Consider the following 20,615-nt stretch of genomic DNA (forward strand, 5'->3'; position numbering starts at 1 on the left):
GGTCCCGTGCCCAGCCAGCGCCCCGTCGGGTCCCCCACGCGCGGCACGACGGCTCCGAACAGGCTGCGCCGGGCCGACCGCTGGCTCGTCGGCACCCAGGCTGCACGCATCCGGCTCGGTGACGACCCTCCCGTCATGGTCGACCTCGGCTACGGCCGGCTCGGCACGACGACCCGCGAGTGGGCCGACCGGCTGGCCACGGTGCGCGACGACCTCGACGTCGTCGGCGTCGAGATCTCGCCCGACCGCGTCGCGGCGGCCCAGCCGCTCGCCCGGCCCGGTCTGCGCTTCGTCCTCGGCGGCTTCGAGGTGCCGACGCCGCCCGCGCGCGTCATCCGGGCCTTCAACGTCCTGCGCCAGTACGACGAGGGCGAGGTCGGCCAGGCGTGGGCCGGTCTGCAGGCGGCGCTCGACGAGAACGGGGTCGTCGTCGACGGCACGTGCAGCGAGCTCGGCCGGCTGGGCTCGTGGGTGATGCTCGACCGCGAGGGACCGCGCAGCCTCACCCTCTCGTGGCGGCTGCGCGACCTCGACCTCGACGCGACGCCCCCGTCGGTCGTCGCCGAGCGCCTGCCGAAGGCGCTCATCCACCGCAACGTCCCCCGCGAGGGGGTCCACGACCTGCTGCGCGACCTCGACGACGCCTGGGCGCGCACCGCCGGGTGGGCGACGTACGGCGCCCGGGCGCACGCGGTCGAGGCCTTCGGGCTGCTCGCCCGGCGCTGGCCGGTGCTCGACGGGCCGCGGCGCTGGCGGCTCGGCGAGCTCACGCTCGCGTGGGAGCCGGTCGCGCCGGCGTCACCAGCGTGAGCGCCCGCTGCCCCGTCCCATGACCTGGTCGATGGCCGGCTTGACGTCGGCGAGGTAGACCCCGGCGGCGACGACGCCGATGAGCCCGAAGAGACCCAGGCCGCCGAAGGTGGCGACCCCGAGCAGGACCGCGACGGCGAGGATGCCCAGCCAGATCGGCTTGGTCTGCTTGCCGGCAGCGACGAAGGCGTCGGCGCGCTGCGTCGCCGCGTGGACGAGCGCGTAGACCTCGATGGCGACGGCGATCACGCCGAGGCCCATGACGACGAGCCCCTGGATCATCGCGACGGTGTTCATGCGGGCGAGCCTACGGGGGGCACGTCCACGACGATGGTGACGGGGCCGTCCCCGACGAGCGAGACCTCCATCATCGCGCCGAAGCGACCGGTCGCGACGCCGATCCCGCGCTCGCGCAGGCCGTCCGCGACGGCCGCGACCACCGGCTCGGCCTCCGGGCCGGGCGCGGCGGCGCCCCACGACGGCCGCCGCCCCTTGCGCACGTCGGCGTGGAGGGTGAACTGGCTGACGACGAGGACCTCGCCGCCGGTCTCCTCGACCGAGCGCTCTCCCCCGTCGCCCTCGGGCGCGAAGAGGCGCAGCTCGGCGATCTTGCGCACGGTCGTCGCGACCTCGTCCGGCCCGTCCCCGTGGGTGACGCCGACGAGCGCGACGAGACCGGGGCCGATCGCGCCGACGACCTCGTCGTCGACGCGGACCTGGGCCGAGGTCACCCGCTGCAGGACGGTGCGCACGCTCAGAGACCGACGACGCGGACCTCGCCGACGCGGCGGCCGTGGCCGAGCGTCGGCGAGGTGGAGTGCTCTCGGGTGGCCGGCGAGTCGACGCCGAGGCGCAGCAGCGCGGCCGCGAGGACCGCGGTGCGCGCACGGGCGAAGGGGGCGCCGTCGCTGATCTTCACGGCGACGCCGAGACCGTCGGCCGTGCCCGCGGCGAAGACCGCCTCGGCCCCGTCCTTGGCGACGAGGCCGGGCGTGCGAGCCATGAGGTCGGTGACCTCGCGGCCGTCGCCGCCCACGTGCTCGGGGTGGGCGCGCATCGCGTCGGCGACGCGGCGACGAGCCGTGCCCTCCTCGGCCCCGGCGAGCCGGCCGAAGGCTGCCGCGAGCCCGTCGAGCGGGATGGCAGGCAGGGGGGCACCGCAGCCGTCGACGCTCGCCGTCGTGATCGGGCCGATCTCGCGGGTGACGACCTCCATGACGGCCTGCTGCAGCGGGTGCTCGGGGTCGAGGTAGTCGTGCGTCGACCAGCCGTTGACGACGCAGGTGACGAGCATGCCGGCGTGCTTGCCGGAGCAGTCCTGGGCGATCGGCTCGGGGGCGCGACCGGCGGCGAGCCACTGCGCGTGCTCGAGCTCGCCGATGGGCAGGGCGGGGGTGTTCTGCAGGGCGGAGATCTCCAGCCCGACGCTCGCGAGGATCTCGGTCACCGCGGTGAGGTGACGCTCCTGCGCGGAGTGGCTCGAGCACACCGTCGCGAGGTGGTGGGGGGCGAGGTCGAGGCCGTGCTCGACCATCGCGAGCGCCTGGATCGGCTTGAGGGTGGAGCGCGGGTAGACCGCCGCCGCGGTGGCGCCGACCGCGAGGCGGGTCCGGTCGCCGGCGTCGACCGCGGCGACGCGGCCGTGGTGGGCGGACTCGACGAGGCCCCCGCGGGTCACGTGGACCAGCACGGGGGCCTCGTCGAGGGCGGTGGTGTCAGGGGTCGTGGTGCTCACGGGCCCTGACGATAACCGCCCGGTGCGAAGGGCGTCAGTCGCCGACCTTCTCGGCGGCCTTCTTGGTGGCGGTGGTCGCCTTGGCCGCGGTCTTGCGGGCGCTCGTCGAGGTGGACTTCGCGGTGGAGCGGGTGCGGGTCGCGCCCTTCTTCGCCGTCGTCGTCGTGCGCTTGGCGGCGGTGCGGGTGCGCTTCGCGGAGTCCTTGACGGCCTTCTGCGCGGCGTCGGTGTCGACGGTGACCTCGACCGACTCGGCGACGGCGTCGGCGGCCTTGGCGGCCTCCTTGCGACCGATCGTCAGCGTGGCCTTGGCGGAGCGCTCGACCTCGGCGACCGCGTCGCGGGCCGTGGTGACCAGGCCCTTGCCGAGGGCGACGGTGGCGCGGGCCTGACCGGCGAGGTCCTGGGTGGCCTTCTGCTTGCGGACGCGCTCGACGAGCTTCTCGCCACGGGCGGCGAGGTCGGCGTAGGACTTCTGGGCCGCGGCGGGGGCGCCGGAGATGCGGGCCTGGACCTTCGCGGGGGCCTCGTCGCGCAGCGACTCCACGCGGGCGCTCGCCGTGCGGACGCGCTCGACCGCGAGGTCGGTGGCGCCGAGGGCGGCGTACGGGTAGTCGGTGACGACCTTCTTGACGGTGGTGGTGACAGTCATGGTGGTGCTCCTTGCTGCTGTGATCAGGACGTGGTCTTCGTGGAGCGCGACGTCGCGCTCGAGGTCCGGGTGGCGCTGGTGCGCTTCCGGGGCGTGGTCGTGCGCTTCTTCGGCGTCGTCGACGAAGGGGTGGCCTCCCGCGAGCGGGCGGCGGTCTTCTCCGGGCGGGGCGGCGCCGGGGCGTCCGCCGGCGACCCGACGAAGGAGTCGTAGATGTCGATGAGGGTCTGGCGCTGCCGGCTCGTGAGCCGCAGGTCGGCGGCGATCGCCTCACGGGCGGTCGGGCGCTCGGCCGGGGCCTCCTCGTCCGGGTCGAGCAGGCCCGCCTGCACGTAGAGGGTCTCGGCGCTGATCGACAGCCCCTTCGCGATCTGCTGGAGGATGTCGGCGCTGGGTCGCTTGAGCCCCCGCTCGATCTGCGAGAGGTACGGGTTGGAGATCCCGGCGAGCTCGCTCAGCTGGCGCACCGACAGGCGGGCGCTGAGCCGCTGCTCGCGGAGGTAGTCACCCAGGCCGTTGCCCAGGTCTCCCAACGGATTTCGTGCCATGACCCCAGTGTGCTTGCCAGAGCAAGCACAATGCAAACTCCAGGCACCCGACGTGACCGACCTCACCCTGGGCCGCTGGACGTCGGTCGTGCCGCTCGGCGGGCCGGGCCGGGCCGCGAGCGCGCCTCGCCTGGGTCGAGGTATCCGGGTGAGCCCGGGCTCGCCCGATCACCTCGACCCGCGAAGGGGGTGAGGTCAGGGGGCGACGACGACGCTCTGGGCGGCGGCGACGGGATGCTCCTCGCCGGCGGCGAGGGTCGCGGTGGGGTCGACGTTGCGCTTGACCAGCCCGAGCGCGATCGGGCCGTCCTCGTGGTGCCGGGCGACGGAGGTGAGGTGGCCGACGACCTTCTCGCCGAGGCGCAGCGGCTCGCCGGCCGAGGGCAGGAGGTGCCCGGAGCCGTCGAGGTGCAGCGCGACGAGACGGCGGGGCGGGCGGCCGAGGTTCTTCACCCGGGCGACCGTCTCCTGGCCGCGGTAGCAGCCCTTGTGCAGGTGCACGGCGCTGCGCAGCCAGTCGACCTCGTGCGGGATGGTGCGGTGGTCGGTCTCGGCGCCGAGCCGGGGGCGCCAGGCCGCGACGCGCAGGGCCTCCCAGGCCCACAGACCGGCGAGCTGGCGGTCGCCGACGGCCGACGAGACCTCGCCGGCGGGCACGAGCAGCTCGCGCGTGCGCCACAGCCGGCCCGGGTGCTCCTCGCTCGGCGGCCCGTACTCGAAGGTGTCACCCACGGGGCCCGGCCACGGGTCGACCCAGGCGAGGGGCTCCCCTTCGCCGCTCTCGCGCGACCCCGCCTCGCCGAGGACGACGTACTCGCCCGTGCGGTCGGTCACCGAGACGTCGAGCATGAAGCGCATCGAGTCCAGCCAGCCGGCGACCGCCTCGTGCGTGCCCGGCTCGACGGTGATCCACGTCTGCTCGCCGTCGTCGACGACGTGCAGGTCGTGCTCGACATGGCCCTTCGGCGTGAGGATCAGGGTCTGGGCGCTCGTGCGCGGCGCGAGGTCGGCGACCTGCTGCGTGGTGAGCGAGTGCAACCAGGACAGGCGGGCCGACCCGGCGAGGGTGATGACACCGCGGTGGCCGAGGTCGACGGCGGCCAGGCCCTCGGCGAGCAGGCGCTGCTCGCGCATCGGGTCGCCGTAGTGGGCGGCGACGGCGCTGTCACGGCCCTCGCCGGCGACGGCTCCCGGGGACTGCAGCAGGGGGCTGGGGGTGCTCATCTGTCTCCTTCGCTCGCGGAGCAGCTGGCGCAGTACCCGTGGATCGCCATGTGCGTCGGGTCGGCGCGGAAGCCGGTCTCCTGCCTCAAGGCTGCCACGAGCGGGTCGGCTCGCTGCACCTCGGCCTCGAGGACGGCCTTGCAGCTGCGGCAGACGAGGTGCAGGTGGCCGTGCGGGCGGGCGAGGTGGTAAGTCGGCGGGCCGTGGTCGAGATGCGTGTGCGTGACGATGCCGACGTCCTCGAGGCTCTGCAGCGTGCGGTAGATCGTCGAGGGCGGCAGCTCGGCGCCACCGTCGCGTCCGACGAGGTGGGTGAGGACCTCGGGTGTGAGGTGCTCGCCCCGCGCGAGCACCCCGAGCACGCGGCGGCGCGGAGCGGTGAGCCGCAGCCCGCGAGAGCGGACGAGCGCGCCGAGCGGGTCGGTGGCAGCCATGCCGACAAATCTAGACGCCGACGAGATCCCAGGTGCCGCACCTAGACTCGGCCGGGTGATCGACGACCTCCTCGACGAGCCCGACGACCAGCGGGACCCGCCGCCGAAGAAGAAGCGGCGGCTGCGACGCGCCCTGCTGGTCATCGCCAGCGTCGTCGTCCTCGTCCTCGCCGGGGTCGCCGGCTACGTCGGCTACCTCAGCACGAAGGTCGACGACATCGCCCGCGAGCCGCTCCTGCCGACGCAGGAGGACGGCCAGGAGGGCACGACGAGCGAGGGCACGAAGCTCGTGAGCGGCCGCGGCACCAACTACCTCGTCATCGGCTCCGACGCCCGCCCCGGCGAGTCCGCGTCGCGCGCCGACGTCATCCAGCTCGTCCACGTGCCGGCCGACAGCAGCGGCGTCTACCTCGTGCACTTCCCCCGCGACCTGTACGTGCCGATCCCCGGCAAGGGCGAGGACAAGATCAACGCGGCCTACGCCTACGGCGGGGCGCCCCTGCTCGTGCGCACCATCCAGGACCTCGTCGGGGTGAAGATCGACCACGTCGCCAAGACCGACTTCGAGGGCTTCAAGCAGATGACCGACGCCGTCGGCGGCGTGCGCGTCTACGCCGAGGAGGCGAGCGGCTCCAGCGGCAACGGCGGGGTGGCCATCACGAAGGGGTGGAACGACCTGGACGGCGAGCAGGCCCTGGGCTTCGTGCGCGAGCGCTACCAGCTGAGCGAGGGCGACATCTCGCGCGGCCAGCGCCAGCAGGCCTGGATGAAGGCGATCATGACCAAGGCCCTCTCCCCCGGCGTCCTGCTCAACCCGATGAAGTTCTCCAGCTTTGTCGAGGCCGGCACGTCGAACTCCGTCGTCGACGACACCCTGACGAGCAAGGAGATCCGCGACCAGGCGCTCGCCCTGCGCAGCATCCGCGGCGACGACATCCACTTCATCACCGCGCCCTTCTCCGGCTACGGCACGAGCCCGGGCGGGGCCTCCATCGACGTCCTCGACGAGGAGGGCATGGCCGAGCTCGGCGACGCCCTCAAGGCCGACGAGATGGACACCTACGAGGCGCGCTGATCCCCCCGTCGCCGGGGTGGGACGAGCGCCTCAGTCGACGCGCTTGAGCTCGGCAGAGACGTGGCTCTGCAGCTGCTGGCCGACCGCGGCCATGTCCATGACCCACATGAGGTTGCTGTTGACGTAGCCGTACATCCGTGAGGCCGCCGCGTACTCCTTCGCGTGCGGGCTGCGGATGACGCCGTCGGTGCGCACCTCGACGCGGGCCGGCTCGACGCTGCCGTAGTACATCTCGACGATGCCCGTCGGGTGGCTGAGCAGCAGCTCGGCCTCGCCCTGCCCGCCCGGCCGCCAGAAGCCGAGCTCGGTCGCGAGCGGGCGCACCCGGGCGCCCGCGTCGTCGAGCAGCCAGGTCTGCGACTCCCACCGCAGGAAGGGCCGCCCGTCGTGGGTGCAGATGATCTCCTGCCCGAAGTTCGCGGACTCGATCGTCGGGTAGCCGACGACGCCGGCCCCCTCCCACCGGCCGACGAGCCAGGCCAGGGGGGCGATGTCCGGGTGCAGGGTGGGGTCGATGGTGAACACGGCGCCAGCCTAGGACCCGAGAAGTTGGCAGCCGCCCGGGTTGCAACCAGCGCGCGTGTCGAGATCTCGGGCGAAGGGGGGTCAGCCCAGGAAGGTGCGGGCGAGGGTGAGGACGACCGGGCCGACGACGAGCACGGAGGTCGCCCCGGCGGCGAGCGCGGCGACGGGGTGCTCGAGGGCCTGCTGGCGCGAGACGAGACGGCGCACCGCGAGCGCGACACCGGCGCTGAGGACACCGACGAGGACGGCCCACAGGAGCACCTCGCCGTTGACGACGAGCTCGACGAGGAGCCCGGCGGCACCGCCGGCGACCATCGCGACGGGCAGCATCCACACGTGCAGCCGGGGCCGCTCGAGCGCGAGGTCGACGAGCGCCGAGACGGCGACGGCCACGCCGGCGACGACGACCGGGGCTCGCTCGTCGCTCTCGACGATCGTCAGCACGATGCCGCACAGGGCGACGGCGATGCCCATGGCCGTCGCCGTGAGCCACGGCGTGAGCTGGGCACGGGCGCGGGCGTGCACGAGCGGCACGAGGCACATGAGGACGATGCCGATGCCGGCGGCGACGGGCGCCACCTCGAGCAGCGGCTCGGTGTCGGTGGCCAGCCGGGCGCCCGCGAGGCCGATCGCGGTCGCAGCCACGACGAGCCCGGAGGCCGTCGGGGCGAGCACCCCGGCGAGCCGGGGCAGGCCCGCGGCGACGGCGAGCGAGGCGAGGGTGACGACGAGCACGAGACCGATCGGGGACGCGGCACCGGCGGCGAGGGCGAGCGCCAGACCGAGGACGATGCTCGCCGCGGCGACGACCGGACGGGGCCGGGAGGGCTCGCTGGCGGGCAGCTCGGAGCGGGTCGCGTGCTGACCTCGGCGCGAGGCGCGGGTCGGCGCGGTCTCCGGGTTCGACACGCGCCGACCATATCCGACGCCCCCTTCGTAGACTGACGCGTGATGGCCAGGCTCATGCTCCTCACCGACGACCTGGCGCCGAGCGCCGAGGTGCTGCCGGCGCTGGCGCTGCTCGGGCACCACGTACGGACCCTCCCCGCGGAGGCGTCCGCCCTCGTCGACGCCCCGGAGATCGACGTCTGCCTCGTCGACGCCCGCCGTGAGCTCATCCAGGCGCGCACCCTGTGCCGCGTCATCGACGCCACCGGGTCCTCCGCGCCGGTCATCGCGATCCTCACCGAGGGGGGCCTGACCGCCGTCACCGCCGAGTGGTCGGTCGACGACGTCGTCGTCGACACCGCCGGGCCGGCCGAGGTCGAGGCGCGCATCCGCCTGGCGATGGGCCGCGCCAACGCCGACGTCGACGACGAGATCGCCGCGGGCGGCGTGAGCATCGACGAGGCGAGCTACACCGCGCGCCTCGACGGCACGCCCCTCGACCTCACCTACAAGGAGTTCGAGCTGCTCAAGTACCTCGTGACGCACCCGGGGCGGGTCTTCACCCGCGCCCAGCTGCTGCAGGAGGTCTGGGGCTACGACTACTTCGGCGGCACCCGCACCGTCGACGTCCACGTGCGCCGGCTGCGGGCGAAGCTCGGCGTCGACCACGAGGTGCTCATCGGCACCGTGCGCAACGTCGGGTACCGCTTCGTGCCGGACGCCACCGATGCCGAGGAGATGGAGACCACCTCATGACCCGCGAGAGCCCTCGCCCGACGACCCTCGACGAGACCGGGGCCCAGGGCGTGCGCGCCCTCGCGGACGCGGCCGCCCAGGCCGACGGCGTCGCACCGCTCGGCGAGGACTTCCTCCTGCGCCTGGGCACCGAGGAGGGCACCCACCTCGTGAGCCCGGTGGGTCCCCCCTTCGCCGGGTACGCCGGGATCGCCCCCGACGGCGCCGCCGAGCTCGTCGTCCACCCCGACGAGCGCGGGCGCGGTCTCGGCACCGAGCTCGCCCGCGCGGTCCTCGACCGCGAGCCGCAGGCCCGGCTGTGGGCGCACGGCGACCTGCCCGCCGCCCAGGCCCTCGCCGCCGGGCTCGGGCTGACCCGCGTGCGCGAGCTGCTCGTGCTGCGCCGCCCGCTCGCCGGGGTGCCCGACGCGCCGCCCCCGCCCGAGGGCTTCGCCCTGCGCACCTTCCGCCCCGGGCAGGACGAGGACGCCCTCCTCGCGATCAACGCCGCGGCCTTCGCCCACCACCCCGAGCAGGGACGCCTCGACCGGGCGGGCCTGGCGCAGCGCACCGAGCAGGCGTGGTTCGACCCCGCCGGTCTCTTCCTCGTCGAGGACGCGACGGGTGACCTCGCCGCCTTCCACTGGACGAAGGTCGCCGACCCGGCGAGCGGCATCGGCGAGGTCTACGTCGTCGGGGTGAGCCCGCAGCACCAGGGCCACGGCCTCGGCGGCTACGTCACCGCCGTGGGTCTGGCGCACCTCGCGGGCCTCGGCCTGAGCACCGTCGAGCTCTACGTCGAGGGCGACAACGCGCCGGCGCTGGCGACCTACGCGAGCGCCGGCTTCGGTCGTCACGCGGTGCACTCGATGTACGCGCGTGCCACCGCTGACGCGCTGCCATGATGGGCGCATGAGCGCGGAGCCCTCGACCGAGTCCGAGACGGGTCGCAGCGAGATCTCGACCGTCACCTCCTCCCCCGGCGACAGCCCCGACCTGCGTCCCCGCGCCGCCAACGGGCGCTTCGTGCGCGCGACCGGCGCGACGCCGCCCGCCCCCGACGGCCTGCCGGCCGACCGCTTCCTCGACCGCGAGATCTCGTGGCTGCAGTTCAACGAGCGGGTCCTGCAGATGGCGGCCGACCCCGACATGCCGCTGCTCGAGCGGGCCCGCTTCCTCGCGATCTTCACGAGCAACCTCGACGAGTTCTTCATGGTCCGGGTCGCCGGGCTCAAGCGCCGTATCGCCACCGGCATCGCCGTGCGCAGCGCCTCGGGCCTGGAGCCGCGCGAGGTCCTCGAGCAGATCTCGAAGGTCTCGCACGACCTCACCGCCGCCCACGCCCGGATCTTCGAGGAGTCGGTGCGCCCCGCCCTCGTCGAGGAGGGCATCTCGATCATCACGTGGTCGGAGGTCGACGACGCCGAGCAGGCCCGCGTCAGCGAGATCTTCACCCACGAGATCTTCCCGGTGCTCACCCCGCTCGCCGTCGACCCGGCGCACCCCTTCCCCTACATCTCGGGGCTCTCGCTCAACCTCGCCGTCGTGCTCATCAACCCCAAGACGGGCAAGGAGCACTTCGCCCGGATCAAGGTCCCGCCGTCGCTGCCGCGCTTCCTCGCCGTCCGCCCGGCCCAGACCAGCGTCACCGCGGAGCTCTTCGAGGCCCGCTTCCTCGCGCTCGAGGAGGTCATCGCGGCGCACCTCGACCAGCTCTTCCCCGGCATGGAGGTGCACGAGCACTACACCTTCCGGGTGACGCGCAACGAGGACCTCGAGGTCGAGGAGGACGACAACGAGAACCTCCTCACCGCGCTCGAGCGCGAGCTCACCCGGCGCCGCTTCGGGCCGCCGGTGCGCCTCGAGGTCGAGGAGGGCATGGACGACCACGTCATGGAGCTGCTCACCCGCGAGCTCGCCGTGCACGAGGACGAGGTCTACCGCCTGCCCGCCCCGCTCGACCTGCGCGGGCTCAACACGATCGCCGACATCGACCGCTCGGACCTGCACTTCGCCCCCTTCGTCGCACGGACGAACGCCGAGCTGGCCCCCACCGAGTCGGCCAAGCCGCGCGACATCCTCGCGAAGATCTCGCGCCAGGACGTCCTGCTCCACCACCCCTACGACTCCTTCTCGACCTCGGTCCAGGCCTTCGTCGAGCAGGCGGCCGCGGACCCGAAGGTCCTCGCGATCAAGCAGACGCTCTACCGCACGAGCGGCGACTCCCCGATCGTCGACGCCCTCATCGACGCCGCCGAGGCCGGCAAGCAGGTCCTCGCGGTCGTCGAGATCAAGGCGCGCTTCGACGAGCAGGCCAACATCGAGTGGGCCCGCAAGCTCGAGCACGCCGGGGTGCACGTCGTCTACGGCATCGTCGGGCTGAAGACCCACTGCAAGCTCTCGCTCGTCGTGCGCCAGGAGGCCGAGGGCGTGCGCCGCTACTGCCACATCGGCACCGGCAACTACAACCCCAAGACCGCGCGCCTGTACGAGGACCTCGGTCTGCTCACCGCCGACCCCGAGGTCGGCGAGGACCTCACCCGCCTCTTCAACCAGCTCTCCGGGCTCGCGCCGCGCAGCAAGTTCAAGCGCCTCCTCGTCGCCCCCCGCTCGCTGCGACCCGGTCTCGTCGAGCGCATCGAGCGCGAGGCCGAGCGCGCCCGTGCCGGCGAGGACGGCTACGTCGGCATCAAGGTCAACTCGATGGTCGACGAGGAGCTCATCGACGCGCTCTACCGGGCGAGTCAGGCCGGCGCCCGCGTCGACGTGTGGGTGCGGGGCATCTGCGCGCTGCGCCCCGGCGTCGAGGGCCTGTCGGAGAACATCCGGGTCCACTCGGTCCTCGGGCGCTTCCTCGAGCACAGCCGGGTCTTCGTCTTCGGCACCGACGAGCACCGCGAGGCGTGGATCGGCAGCGCCGACATGATGCACCGCAACCTCGACCGCCGGGTCGAGGCGCTCGTGCGGATGCGCGACCCGCGGCACGTCGACGAGCTCTTCGAGCTCATGGCGAAGGGGATGTCCAGGGACTACGCGCACTGGAGCCTGCGCGGCGACGGCCGGTGGACCCGCCAGCACCGCGGCGAGGAGGAGCTGCTGCCCGACGTGCAGGCCCAGCTCATCGCGATGTACGCGAAGCGGCGCCGCAAGGCGCGCCGCTGATGCCCGTCGTCTGCGCCGCGGGCACGCTCCCGTGGCGTCGTCGGCGCGGGCACCTGCAGGTGGCGCTCGTCCACCGCCCGCGCTACGACGACTGGGCGTGGGCGAAGGGCAAGCTCGACCCGGGCGAGATCTTCCCCGTCGCCGCGACCCGCGAGACCCACGAGGAGACCGGTCTCGAGGTGCGCCTCGGCCGGCCGCTGCCCTCCTCGACCTACCGCATGCGCGACCGCTGCGGCGAGCCGGTCGTCAAGGACGTCCGGTACTGGTGCGCCGAGGTCGTCGGCGGGCGCGGCCTGCTCGAGCACGAGATCGACGAGATCGCCTGGCTCGGCGTCGAGGACGCCCGGCGCCGGCTGACCTACCGCCGCGACCTCGACCAGCTCGAGGCCCTCGTCGAGGCCGACGCCGCCCGCACCCTCACGACGTGGCCGCTCGCGCTCGTACGGCACGCGAAGGCCCACCCCCGCTCCCGGTGGACCGGGGAGGACTCCCTTCGCCCTCTCGACGAGCGCGGGCTGCGTCAGGCCGACGAGCTCGTGCCCCTGCTGCGGGCCTTCGGGGTCGAGCGGGTCGTCAGCTCGCCGTCCGTACGCGCCGCCGGCACCGTCTCCCCCTTCGTGCAGAGCACCGGCACCCGGCTGCGGCTCAAGCCCGGCCTGTCGGAGGAGGGCTACGCCGAGGACCCGACCCGCGCGGTCCACCACCTCGAGCGGCTGCTCGAGCGCGGCACGCCCGCCGCCCTCGTCTCGCACGGACCCGTCCTGCCCGACCTCGTCACCGCCCTCCTCGCCCGCGTCGACGGGCCGAGGCGTCAGCGCACGCTGGCCCGCGCGGTCCTGCAGGACCACGCCGAGGACGGGATGGCGAAGGGGGAGGTCCTCGTCTGCCACGTCGTCGGGACCGGGGCGGACGCCCGGGTCGTCGCCGCCGAGCGGCACCACCCGGAGGACCGCGCCTGAGCCGCGATACCCCAGGTGCGGGTGGTCCCGCCTCCTGAGGGCGGCCTGGGGATGCTCTGTGCAACCACCGTTCACTGCTCGTTCACCGTCGACCGACCATCCGGTCACCGACGCTCCCTAGCGTCCTCGGTGTACGGCACGGGTGCCGTCCTCATACTCCCTTCGCCCAGGACCGGGCGAGAACCTCAGAGAGGCCCTTTCGTGAAGAGCTCCACGATGAAGCGCGGTGGCATGTCCCTCGCCGCGATGTCCCTCGTCCTCGGCGTGGCCGCCTGCGGCGCCGCCAACGAGACCTCCTCCAGCGCCGGCGGCTCGAGCGAGAGCTCCGGCTCCTCTGCCGCCGGGTCCATCAAGGGCGCGGGCGCCAGCTCGATGGAGAAGGCCCAGGGCGAGTGGATGGCCAAGTTCACCGACACCAACCCCGACGCCACCGTCGAGTACTCGCCGGACGGCTCCGGCACCGGCCGGGAGAAGTTCATCAACGGCGCGGTGAACTTCGCCGGCTCCGACTCGGCGATGGACGAGGAGGAGATGGCGCAGGCGAAGGACAAGGGGTGCACCGGCGAGACCATCCAGTTCCCGGTCTACGTCTCCCCGATCGCCGTGGCCTACAACCTCGAGGGCGTCGACGAGCTCAACCTCTCGCCGGAGGTCATGGCCGACATCTTCAACCGCAAGATCACCCAGTGGGACGACGCGAAGATCAAGGCGGACAACCCCGACGCCGAGCTGCCCTCGACGAAGATCACGACGGTCAACCGCTCTGACGACTCGGGCACCACCGAGAACTTCCAGAACTACCTCGCCGCTGCTGCGCCGGAGAACTGGCCGCACGAGCCGGGTGACGCCTGGCCGGTCAAGGGCGGCGAGGCGGCCAAGGGCACCTCTGGTGTCGTCGACGCCATCGGCGCCGGTGAGGGCACCATCGGCTACGCGGACGCCTCGCAGATCGGTGACCTCGGCGCGGCCAAGGTGAAGGCCGGTGACGAGTTCATCGAGTACAGCCCCGAGGCCGCGGCGAGGGTCCTCGAGACCGCGAAGCGCACCGACGAGGGCAGCAAGACCAACTTCGCCGTCGAGCTCGACCAGGCCAACGCCGGGGACGGCGTCTACCCGGTCGTCCTCGTGTCCTACGCCATCGCGTGCACCGACTACGACGACGCCGAGGCGGCCGCCACGACGAAGGCCTACCTCGAGTACATCTCCTCGCAGGAGGGCCAGGACGCCGCCGCCGAGGCTGCCGGCAACGCCCCGCTCTCCGAGACCGCGCAGGAGAACGCCAAGAGCGCGCTGAGCAACATCAAGGTCGACTGAGTCCCCTGGACGCTCCTCGACCACGCATCGATGGCCCCGGACACCCGTCCGGGGCCGTCGGTCTGCCCCTCTCCCTGATCCCCTGAGGACCCCACGTGAGCACGACAACCCCCACCAGCGGCCCCGCGAAGGCGGTGACCCGCCGCGGCGACCGGATCTTCTCCGGCCTGTCCGTCGGGTCCGGCATCCTCATCCTCCTGACCCTCGCCGCCGTCGCCGCATTCCTCGTCTACATGGCGCTTCCCGCGGTGACCGCCGACTCGGCCGACGTGCGCGGGGGCGAGGGCCTGCCGAGCTATGTCGCGCCCCTGATCTTCGGCACGTTGTACTCGTCGATCATCGCGCTGCTCATCGCGATGCCCCTGTCGATCGGGATCGCGCTCTTCATCACCCACTACGCCCCGCGTCGTCTGGCCGCCGGTCTCGGCTACGTCATCGACCTGCTCGCGGCCGTGCCGTCGATCATCTTCGGTCTGTGGGGCCTGCAGATCGCCGGCAACGCCGTGCCGGCCTTCGGGTGGCTGAACCGCAACCTCGGGTGGTTCCCGCCCTTCGGCGGCGACGTCACGGTGACGGGTCGCACGATGCTCATGATCGGGATCGTCCTGGCCATCATGATCCTGCCGATCATGACCGCGGTGAACCGAGAGGTCTTCCTCCAGACGCCGCGGCTGCACGAAGAGGCCTCCCTCGCCCTCGGCGCGACCCGCTGGGAGATGATCCGCCAGGCGGTCATCCCCTTCGGCAAGTCCGGCGTCATCTCCGGGGCGATGCTCGGTCTCGGCCGGGCCCTCGGCGAGACGATGGCCGTGGCCATCGTGCTGTCGGCAAGCGGCTCGGTCATCTCGTGGGAGCTCCTCAGCTCCAACGCCTCGGGCACGATCGCCGGGGACATCGCACTGAACTTCCCCGAGTCCTTCGGCGTCGAGCGCAGCACGCTCTTCGTCTCCGGGCTGGCGCTCTTCGCCGTCACCCTCCTCGTCAACATCTTCGCCCGGTGGATCATCTCGCGCCGGTCCGAGTTCTCCGGAGCCAACTGATGACCGACATCGACGACAAGGCCCCCGACGCGGCCCCGACGACCACCGGCCAGACGCTCACCGGGTCGAGCGGCCTTGGGTCCGGCACGCAGGCCGGCGGACTGAGCCAGGCAGTCCGCTGGGCCGTCCTGGCAGGCTCCGTCCTCGCCGGTGCCGCTCTCGTGACCCTGGTGTGGGGCTTCAACCTCCTCGGCGTCATGGCGGTCGCCGCGCTCGTCTACGCGGTCGCGATCTACACCGCCTCGCGGGTGACCGAGGGGAGCCGGCATGCGACCGACCGCCTCGTCACCGCGGTGGTGACGACGATGTTCCTCCTCGCGCTCACCCCCTTGCTGTCGGTCATCTGGACCATCGTCTCGAAGGGGGTCAACCGGCTGGACGGCGAGTTCTTCACCTTCTCCATGCGCGGGGTCGGGGCGGGCGAGATCGGTGGTGCCTACCACGCGATCATGGGCACCCTCATCGTCACGAGCCTGGCGGCCGTCATCTCGATCCCGATCGGGATCTTCGCGGCGATCTACCTCGTCGAGTACGGGCGGGGCAGCAGGCTGGCCAAGGCGCTGACCTTCTTCGTCGACGTCATGACCGGCATCCCCTCGATCGTCGCCGGCCTCTTCGCCATCTCGCTCTTCACCCTCTTCTTCGGGCCGGCCTACCAGGCCGGGATCGTCGGTGCGGTCGCGCTCGCGGTGCTCATGATCCCCGTCGTCGTCCGCTCCACCGAGGAGATGCTGCGCCTCGTGCCCAACGAGCTGCGTGAGGCGAGCTATGCGCTGGGCGTGCCGAAGTGGCTCACCGTGACCAAGGTCGTCCTCCCGACCGCCATCGCCGGGATCGCCACCGGCGTCACCCTCGCGATCGCGCGCGTCATCGGCGAGACCGCGCCGCTGCTCATCACGATGGGCGCGGCGAAGGGGGTCAACCTCAACCCCTTCGAGGGCTCGATGTCGGCCCTGCCGCTCTTCGCCTACAGCTCGTACTCCAGCCCGGGCCTGAACAAGCAGGACAGCCTCGACCTCGCGTGGACCGCTGCGCTGACGCTCATGGCGATCGTCATGCTGCTCAACATCGTGGCCCGGCTCATCAGCAAGTACTTCGCCCCCAAGACCGGCCGCTGACCCGGCCTGCAGAAGGAAGACAAACGACGTGTCCAAGCGCATCGACATCCGCGACCTCGACATCTACTACGGCGACTTCAAGGCCGTCGCAGGGGTCAACATGGTCATCCAGCCCCGCAGCGTCACCGCCATGATCGGCCCGTCCGGCTGCGGCAAGTCCACCGTCCTGCGCTCGCTCAACCGCATGCACGAGGTCATCCCCGGCGCCTACGTCGACGGGCAGGTCCTCATGGACGACGAGAACCTCTACGGCAAGGGGGTGGACCCGGTGAACGTCCGACGCAAGATCGGCATGGTCTTCCAGCGCCCCAACCCCTTCCCGACGATGTCGATCCGCGAGAACGTCCTCGCCGGGGTCAAGCTGAACAACAAGAAGATCAAGAAGGCGGACGCCGAGGAGCTCGTCGAGTCGAGCCTACGGGGCGCCAACCTGTGGAACGAGGTCAAGGACCGGCTCGACAAGCCCGGCTCGGGCCTGTCCGGCGGCCAGCAGCAGCGCCTGTGCATCGCGCGGACGATCGCGGTCAAGCCCGACGTGGTCCTCATGGACGAGCCGTGCTCGGCCCTCGACCCGATCTCGACCCTCGCCATCGAGGACCTCATCCACGAGCTCAAGGACGAGTACACGATCGTCATCGTCACGCACAACATGCAGCAGGCGGCGCGCGTCTCGGACATGACCGGCTTCTTCAACCTCGAGGCGACGGGCAAGCCGGGCCAGCTCGTCGAGTACGACGAGACGACCCACATCTTCAACAACCCGTCCCAGAAGGCCACCGAGGACTACATCTCGGGCCGCTTCGGCTGACCGGGCCGGCACCCAGGCCGAGGGCCGGTCGCACCTGCAGGGAGGTGCGACCGGCCCTCTTGTCGTGCCGGCGGGCGACGGGGAGCTCGCTCCCCCGTCGTCTCAGAAGAGGCGCAGCAGGCCCATGGTGACCGCGGCGGAGATGCCGGCGCCGGGGAAGGTGAGCACCCAGCCGCCGACGATGGACTTCGCGACGCCCCAGCGCACGGCCTTGAGGCGCTTGGTCGCGCCGGCGCCCATGATCGCCGAGGTGATCGCGTGGGTCGTCGAGATGGGGGCGTGCAGCGCGGTCGCCGTGTAGAGGATCGCCGCGGCGGTCGCCTCGGCGGCGAAGCCCTGCGGCGGCCCGAGGTCGATGATCCGGCGGCCGAGGGTGCGCATGATCCGCCACCCGCCGGCGTAGGTGCCCGCGCTGATGACGACGGCGCTCATGACGAGCACCCACAGCGGGATCGAGTCGTCGCCGACGGTCTGGAAGCCGCCGACGGTGAGGGCGAGGACGACGACGCCGGCGGTCTTCGCGGCGTCCTGCATGCCGTGGCCGAAGGCCATGGCGGCAGCTGACCCGGTCTGCGCGATGCGGAAGCCGCGTCGCGTGCGGCCCGGGTGGGAGTGGCGGAAGGCCCACAGGATCGTCGTCATCACGAGGTAGCCGACGATGACGCCGATGATCGGGCTGAGCACCATCGGGACGACGACCTTCTCGAAGATCCCGAGCCAGTGCACGACGCCGCCGCCGACGAGGGCCGCGCCGCCGAGCCCGCCGATGAGCGCGTGCGAGGAGGACGACGGCAGGCCGAACCACCACGTGAGGAGGTTCCAGACGATGGCGCCGACGAGGGCCGCGGCGCAGATCTTCAGGCCGAGGGTGCCGGAGGGCGCGTCGATGATGCCCTTGCCGACGGTCTGGGCGACCTTCGTGCCGAAGAAGGCGCCGAAGAGGTTGGCGACGGCAGCCATGGCGAGCGCGGCGCGCGGGGTGAGCGCGCGGGTCGAGACCGAGGTCGCGATCGCGTTCGCCGCGTCGTGGAAGCCGTTCGTGTAGTTGAACCCCATCGCGAGCAGCACGACGAGGGCGACGGGGAGCCAGTCCACCGGTCAGGACTCCTTGACGGCGATCATCTCGACGTGCTGGGCGACGACCTCGAAGGAGTCGGCCGCGCGCTCGAGACCCTCGATGAGGTCCTTGCGCTGCACGACCTGGATCGGGTCGGTGATCGACCCGTCGAAGATCTGGGTGAGCAGCCGGCGGTAGAGCTGGTCGGCCTGGTTCTCGAGGCGGTTGACCTCGATCCAGTAGTCGTCGAGCGACTTCATCGACTGGAGCCGGGGCATCGCGTCGGCGGTCACCTGCGCCATGCGAGAGATGATCTCGATGACCGCGACGACGTCCGCGGGCAGGTCCGGGATCCGGTAGAGCCCGATGAGGAAGCCGACGCTCTCGATCTCGTCGACGCAGGTGTCGATCGCCGCGGCGAGCTCGACGATGTCGACGTGGTCGAAGGGGGTGATGAAGGCGGCGTTGACCTTGCGGACGACCTCGTGGGTGGTCTCGTCCGCCGCGGCCTCGACGTCACGCAGCTGCTCGGTGATCCGCAGCGCCTCTTCGCCGCGCGCCCCGAGGAGGTCGGTGAGCAGGCGCGAGGCCTCGACGCCGTGCTGCGCGGCCGTCGCGAGGAGGTCGAAGAAAGAGGTGTCCGACGGGGTGAGGCGGAAGGCCACGGGGGAGCTCCGGTGCGTGAGGGGCAGACGGTCGTCGCAAGCGTAGGCGCTCCCCGACACCTCCTGCTAACCCGGAGTTCAGCCGGAGGTCGTCCGGGGCCGGCCGTCGGGGCTGCTGCCGGGCTGCACGCCGAGCGCCGCGTCGATCTCGGACTGGCTCAGCGGGTGGTCGGCGTCACGCGCGACCTCGATGAGGGCTCGGACGAGCTCTCGGTCATGGCCCGGGGCGACGACACCGGGATCTGCCTCGTCGGCACCCTGCTCTGTCGTGGACATGCGACCACGGTAGGAGCCTGCTGCGGGGCGTCGGCGTCGCGACGGCCCCTCCGTGCGGCGAACGGTCTGATGTGCGCCGGGCCGGGAGCGCCTCTCGGCACGAGGCCGCTCGTGGCGGCTATTTTTGGGACCCGGGGCTACCGCGACCCGGCGCACAGACGAGACTAACGCCTCTCCCCCGGGGAGCATTCCCGGACGGGGGTGACCGGCCTCCAGCCGGTCGGACGCGCACCCCCGTCAGAGCAGCTGGCCGGCCCGCCAGAGCACGGCGCAGGCCGCGAGGTCGTCGGCGGTGGTCGCCAGGGCCGCGGCCGACCCGACGTCGGAGCGCTCGTCGGCGGCCCGCCCGGTCGCGGCGACGGAGCAGAAGGCCGCGCACCGGTCGAGGGCGACGTCGAGGTCGCGGTGGAAGGCCCCGCCGAGGACGCCGTCGATCATCTCGCGCACCTCGCCGGGCTCCGGCGGGTCGGGGACACCGGCGATGACGTGCTCGACGGGTGCGACGTGCATGCCGGTCGCGTACTCCCGGCTGGCGCTGTCGGGGCTGCGCTGCACCCACTCCCGCACGAGGTAGAGCCGCCACAGCGCACCCGGCAGGCTGCGGGCCGGGCGGTGCGACCACAGCTCGGCGAGGGTGTCGAGCCCGACCTCCTGGACGAGCCCGACGAGCCGGGCGCCGACCTGCGGGTCGGCGCTGCGGCCCGCGTCGACGACGAGCATCGCCGCGGCGTGAGCGGCCTCGGCCGCCTCGGCCGGGCCGGGGGTCGTGCCGCCGTGCGCCTCCATGGCCTGCGGTCCGTAGTGCAGCGGACGGCGCGGGCGCCGGGGCTCCTCGCCGGTCAGGGTCAGACCTTCGCCCGCAGCATCGCGCGGACCATCGTCGCGGCCTCGGACTGGGCCAGCGAGGTGCGGTCGGTGTCCCACGACGCCCGGAGCAGGCGACGGGTCTCGCCGTTGGCCCACAGGCCCTCGCCGGTGAGCGAGCGGGCGATCCCGTCGACCGCGGCCGGGAGGTCGCCCTCGACGACGGTGACGACGCCCCAGCTCTCCGCGGTCGTCGCGTCGATGGTGCGCCGGCCGAGGGCGAAGGAGAGGGCGCGCTGCTGGCCGATGGCGCGCGGCAGCTGCCAGGCCAGGCCCGGGTCGGGGGCGCCGAGACCGCCGTGGGGCGCGACGCGGAAGGTCGCGTCGGGCGTGCACAGGCAGATGTCCGCCGCGAGCGCGATGCCGAGGCCGGAGCCGGCGGCCAGCCCCTGCACCCCGGCGATGACGGGCTTGGTCGAGGCGTTGAGGATGCCGAACATCTCGTCGAGCGCGGCGGCCTGCTCGAAGACCTGGGTCGTCGGGTCGTCCGCCTGACGGGCGGCCTCGGTGTCCGTGCCGACGCAGAAGTCGCCGCCGGTCGACGTCAGCTCGAGGACGTCCACCGTGTGCGAGCGCAGCGCGCGCTGCACCGCGTCGCGCAGCTGGTGGGTCATCGTCAGGTCGAGCGTGTTGCCGAACTCCGGCCGGGCCAGCTCGATGTGCGCGACGCCGTCGGAGGCGGAGTAGGTCACGTAGGCGCGGTTGTCAGACACGTCGGACAGCCTA

Annotated in this window: 24 protein-coding genes; 10 read left to right on the forward strand and 14 right to left on the reverse strand. The window is 72.6% G+C overall.

Annotation, left to right across the window (positions count from 1 at the left end; genetic code table 11):
- Positions 1–6 precede the first annotated feature (6 nt).
- Entirely contained in the window at positions 7–810 is an 804-nt protein-coding gene (locus L6241_RS05290) for a class I SAM-dependent methyltransferase (protein ID WP_368245246.1), read from the forward strand.
- Here L6241_RS05290 and L6241_RS05295 read toward each other — a convergent pair.
- The 7 genes from L6241_RS05295 to L6241_RS05325 all read right to left on the reverse strand — a co-directional run bounded on the left by L6241_RS05295 (position 799) and on the right by L6241_RS05325 (position 5,403).
- Positions 799–1,107 carry a DUF2516 family protein gene (locus tag L6241_RS05295; protein WP_068269924.1) on the reverse strand — a complete coding sequence of 103 codons (309 nt, stop codon included), beginning with the start codon at positions 1,105–1,107 and terminating at the stop codon, positions 799–801. The two genes, L6241_RS05290 and L6241_RS05295, sit on opposite strands and share 12 nt — an antisense overlap.
- Positions 1,104–1,562, reverse strand: a complete 459-nt coding sequence (gene dtd, locus L6241_RS05300) for a D-aminoacyl-tRNA deacylase (protein WP_368245247.1) — start codon at positions 1,560–1,562, stop codon at positions 1,104–1,106. The genes L6241_RS05295 and dtd overlap by 4 nt, the downstream gene beginning before the upstream one ends.
- Before the next feature lie 2 nt (positions 1,563–1,564).
- Positions 1,565–2,545: an asparaginase gene (locus tag L6241_RS05305; RefSeq protein ID WP_368245249.1), complete on the reverse strand. Its 981-nt coding sequence runs from the start codon at positions 2,543–2,545 to the stop codon at positions 1,565–1,567.
- A 34-nt stretch (positions 2,546–2,579) separates the two neighbouring features.
- Positions 2,580–3,197, reverse strand: coding sequence for a hypothetical protein (locus tag L6241_RS05310; RefSeq protein WP_368245251.1), 618 nt, complete (start codon positions 3,195–3,197; stop codon positions 2,580–2,582).
- A 23-nt stretch (positions 3,198–3,220) separates the two neighbouring features.
- A complete protein-coding gene (locus L6241_RS05315) occupies positions 3,221–3,745 on the reverse strand; it encodes a helix-turn-helix domain-containing protein (RefSeq protein ID WP_229299902.1) in 525 nt (174 codons plus the stop codon).
- Between the two features lie 195 nt (positions 3,746–3,940).
- Positions 3,941–4,969 (reverse strand): folate-binding protein YgfZ, encoded by a 1,029-nt coding sequence (locus L6241_RS05320; RefSeq protein ID WP_368245252.1) that lies wholly within the window; start codon positions 4,967–4,969, stop codon positions 3,941–3,943.
- On the reverse strand, positions 4,966–5,403 hold the full coding sequence (locus tag L6241_RS05325) for a Fur family transcriptional regulator (protein WP_368245253.1): 438 nt from the start codon (positions 5,401–5,403) through the stop codon (positions 4,966–4,968). The genes L6241_RS05320 and L6241_RS05325 overlap by 4 nt, the downstream gene beginning before the upstream one ends.
- A gap of 55 nt (positions 5,404–5,458) precedes the next feature.
- On the opposite strand from L6241_RS05325, the gene L6241_RS05330 reads away from it, so the two are divergent.
- Positions 5,459–6,478 carry an LCP family protein gene (locus tag L6241_RS05330; protein ID WP_229299900.1) on the forward strand — a complete coding sequence of 340 codons (1,020 nt, stop codon included), beginning with the start codon at positions 5,459–5,461 and terminating at the stop codon, positions 6,476–6,478.
- Positions 6,479–6,508: 30 nt separating this feature from the next.
- Here L6241_RS05330 and L6241_RS05335 read toward each other — a convergent pair whose 3' ends face one another.
- Both L6241_RS05335 and L6241_RS05340 read right to left on the reverse strand, forming a co-directional pair.
- Positions 6,509–7,003 (reverse strand): FABP family protein, encoded by a 495-nt coding sequence (locus L6241_RS05335; protein WP_368245255.1) that lies wholly within the window; start codon positions 7,001–7,003, stop codon positions 6,509–6,511.
- 81 nt (positions 7,004–7,084) lie between these two features.
- A complete protein-coding gene (locus tag L6241_RS05340; protein ID WP_368245257.1) occupies positions 7,085–7,912 on the reverse strand; it encodes a hypothetical protein in 828 nt (275 codons plus the stop codon).
- 42 nt (positions 7,913–7,954) lie between these two features.
- Here L6241_RS05340 and L6241_RS05345 point away from each other — a divergent pair, with 42 nt between their 5' ends.
- From L6241_RS05345 to pstB, 8 genes are all read left to right on the forward strand, one after another.
- Entirely contained in the window at positions 7,955–8,647 is a 693-nt protein-coding gene (locus tag L6241_RS05345) for a response regulator transcription factor (RefSeq protein ID WP_068269953.1), read from the forward strand.
- A complete protein-coding gene (gene mshD / locus L6241_RS05350; RefSeq protein ID WP_368245261.1) occupies positions 8,644–9,531 on the forward strand; it encodes a mycothiol synthase in 888 nt (295 codons plus the stop codon). The genes L6241_RS05345 and mshD overlap by 4 nt, the downstream gene beginning before the upstream one ends.
- Before the next feature lie 7 nt (positions 9,532–9,538).
- On the forward strand, positions 9,539–11,788 hold the full coding sequence (locus L6241_RS05355) for an RNA degradosome polyphosphate kinase (RefSeq protein WP_368245263.1): 2,250 nt from the start codon (positions 9,539–9,541) through the stop codon (positions 11,786–11,788).
- A complete protein-coding gene (locus L6241_RS05360) occupies positions 11,788–12,747 on the forward strand; it encodes an NUDIX domain-containing protein (protein WP_368245265.1) in 960 nt (319 codons plus the stop codon). The genes L6241_RS05355 and L6241_RS05360 overlap by 1 nt, the downstream gene beginning before the upstream one ends.
- 201 nt (positions 12,748–12,948) lie before the next feature.
- Positions 12,949–14,061, forward strand: a complete 1,113-nt coding sequence (pstS, locus tag L6241_RS05365; protein ID WP_368245267.1) for a phosphate ABC transporter substrate-binding protein PstS — start codon at positions 12,949–12,951, stop codon at positions 14,059–14,061.
- A 95-nt stretch (positions 14,062–14,156) separates the two neighbouring features.
- A complete protein-coding gene (gene pstC, locus L6241_RS05370; protein ID WP_368245269.1) occupies positions 14,157–15,101 on the forward strand; it encodes a phosphate ABC transporter permease subunit PstC in 945 nt (314 codons plus the stop codon).
- The gene (gene pstA, locus L6241_RS05375; RefSeq protein ID WP_368245271.1) at positions 15,101–16,219 is read left to right on the forward strand and encodes a phosphate ABC transporter permease PstA; all 1,119 of its coding nucleotides are present in this window, start codon (positions 15,101–15,103) and stop codon (positions 16,217–16,219) included. The genes pstC and pstA overlap by 1 nt, the downstream gene beginning before the upstream one ends.
- 28 nt (positions 16,220–16,247) lie before the next feature.
- Positions 16,248–17,027 carry a phosphate ABC transporter ATP-binding protein PstB gene (pstB, locus tag L6241_RS05380; RefSeq protein WP_123093575.1) on the forward strand — a complete coding sequence of 260 codons (780 nt, stop codon included), beginning with the start codon at positions 16,248–16,250 and terminating at the stop codon, positions 17,025–17,027.
- 102 nt (positions 17,028–17,129) lie between these two features.
- Here the strand turns inward: pstB and L6241_RS05385 are convergent, their stop codons facing one another.
- The 5 genes from L6241_RS05385 to L6241_RS05405 form a co-directional block, all read right to left on the reverse strand.
- Positions 17,130–18,122 (reverse strand): inorganic phosphate transporter, encoded by a 993-nt coding sequence (locus L6241_RS05385; RefSeq protein ID WP_191562964.1) that lies wholly within the window; start codon positions 18,120–18,122, stop codon positions 17,130–17,132.
- Positions 18,123–18,125: 3 nt separating this feature from the next.
- Complete coding sequence (locus L6241_RS05390) at positions 18,126–18,749, reverse strand: DUF47 domain-containing protein (RefSeq protein WP_068269979.1); 624 nt, start codon at positions 18,747–18,749, stop codon at positions 18,126–18,128.
- 78 nt (positions 18,750–18,827) lie between these two features.
- Positions 18,828–19,025 (reverse strand): hypothetical protein, encoded by a 198-nt coding sequence (locus tag L6241_RS05395; RefSeq protein WP_368245274.1) that lies wholly within the window; start codon positions 19,023–19,025, stop codon positions 18,828–18,830.
- Positions 19,026–19,262: 237 nt separating this feature from the next.
- A complete protein-coding gene (locus L6241_RS05400) occupies positions 19,263–19,811 on the reverse strand; it encodes a hypothetical protein (RefSeq protein ID WP_368245276.1) in 549 nt (182 codons plus the stop codon).
- A 59-nt stretch (positions 19,812–19,870) separates the two neighbouring features.
- Entirely contained in the window at positions 19,871–20,602 is a 732-nt protein-coding gene (locus tag L6241_RS05405; protein ID WP_163562421.1) for an enoyl-CoA hydratase/isomerase family protein, read from the reverse strand.
- Positions 20,603–20,615 lie beyond the last annotated feature (13 nt).

This window comes from Janibacter sp. Y6 (genome assembly GCF_040900765.1).
In the GTDB taxonomy this organism is placed as follows: domain Bacteria; phylum Actinomycetota; class Actinomycetes; order Actinomycetales; family Dermatophilaceae; genus Marihabitans; species Marihabitans melonis.

Excerpts from the sequence above, each read along its gene's own strand:
- L6241_RS05295 (WP_068269924.1), bottom strand. The coding sequence starts at position 1,107 with ATGAACACCGTCGCGATGATCCAGGGGCTCGTCGTCATGGGCCTCGGC.
- L6241_RS05400 (WP_368245276.1), bottom strand. The coding sequence starts at position 19,811 with ATGGAGGCGCACGGCGGCACGACCCCCGGCCCGGCCGAGGCGGCCGAG.
- L6241_RS05325 (WP_368245253.1), bottom strand. The coding sequence starts at position 5,403 with ATGGCTGCCACCGACCCGCTCGGCGCGCTCGTCCGCTCTCGCGGGCTG.
- L6241_RS05360 (WP_368245265.1), top strand. The coding sequence starts at position 11,788 with ATGCCCGTCGTCTGCGCCGCGGGCACGCTCCCGTGGCGTCGTCGGCGC.
- L6241_RS05345 (WP_068269953.1), top strand. The coding sequence starts at position 7,955 with ATGGCCAGGCTCATGCTCCTCACCGACGACCTGGCGCCGAGCGCCGAG.
- L6241_RS05355 (WP_368245263.1), top strand. The coding sequence starts at position 9,539 with ATGAGCGCGGAGCCCTCGACCGAGTCCGAGACGGGTCGCAGCGAGATC.
- L6241_RS05320 (WP_368245252.1), bottom strand. The coding sequence starts at position 4,969 with ATGAGCACCCCCAGCCCCCTGCTGCAGTCCCCGGGAGCCGTCGCCGGC.
- pstA (WP_368245271.1), top strand. The coding sequence starts at position 15,101 with ATGACCGACATCGACGACAAGGCCCCCGACGCGGCCCCGACGACCACC.
- mshD (WP_368245261.1), top strand. The coding sequence starts at position 8,644 with ATGACCCGCGAGAGCCCTCGCCCGACGACCCTCGACGAGACCGGGGCC.
- L6241_RS05395 (WP_368245274.1), bottom strand. The coding sequence starts at position 19,025 with ATGTCCACGACAGAGCAGGGTGCCGACGAGGCAGATCCCGGTGTCGTC.
- L6241_RS05315 (WP_229299902.1), bottom strand. The coding sequence starts at position 3,745 with ATGGCACGAAATCCGTTGGGAGACCTGGGCAACGGCCTGGGTGACTAC.
- L6241_RS05310 (WP_368245251.1), bottom strand. The coding sequence starts at position 3,197 with ATGACTGTCACCACCACCGTCAAGAAGGTCGTCACCGACTACCCGTAC.